2 protein-coding genes are annotated in these 570 nt (G+C 50.2%); both read left to right on the top strand.

Annotated features, from left to right (window positions below; genetic code table 11):
* Positions 1-192: hypothetical protein (locus tag Q5762_RS36985; RefSeq protein ID WP_315896698.1), on the top strand; the 192-nt coding region annotated here is incomplete at its 5' end.
* The coding region (locus Q5762_RS36980) for a DUF2163 domain-containing protein (RefSeq protein ID WP_315896697.1) at positions 189-570 on the top strand (382 nt) is incomplete at its 3' end. The genes Q5762_RS36985 and Q5762_RS36980, both read left to right, overlap by 4 nt.

The raw sequence follows: 570 nt of genomic DNA, 5'->3' as shown, positions 1-570 counted from the left end.
GACGCCACAGCAAATGGTTCTGGAGCGGTCACAGTGACCGTTGCGCCGCTATTGCACAGCGTTTTTACCACAGCGGCAGTTGCGCTAATTTGGCAGGCGAAAGCAAAGTTTCGTCTTGATTGGACTAGCTGGAGTGAAAGCGGCGACAAGCAACCAACGCCGATTTCTTTTAGAGGAATTCAAAGACTATGATTAATCTTCCGTCTTCCGTTCTCACTCTGATGGATAAGGGCGAATTGTCAATTGTCGGTTTGGTTCTTTTCCAGTTTGGCACCGGCACTTATGGTTTTGCGAAATCCGATGTTCCGATTACTTACGACGGCGTTACTTATCAGCCGGGCGGCGTCATTCAAATTTCTGAACTGCAAGCCGCAAGCGGACTTGTCGCACAACAATTTACGATCACATTAGCCGCGTCACCTGATGACGGGTTGACGCCTGCCGTTCTCCAGACAATCGAAGCGGAAGATTACCGCGACCGTCCCGTTACCGTTTTTGACGTATTTCTGCACCCCGATACCGGGCAAATTCTCCACGTCCAAGTGATGAAACGTGGCTATGTCGACATCA

This window comes from Streptomyces sp. P9(2023) (genome assembly GCF_032436795.1).
GTDB lineage: Bacteria > Actinomycetota > Actinomycetes > Streptomycetales > Streptomycetaceae > Streptomyces.
This window is presented reverse-complemented; position numbering and strand designations above follow the sequence as displayed.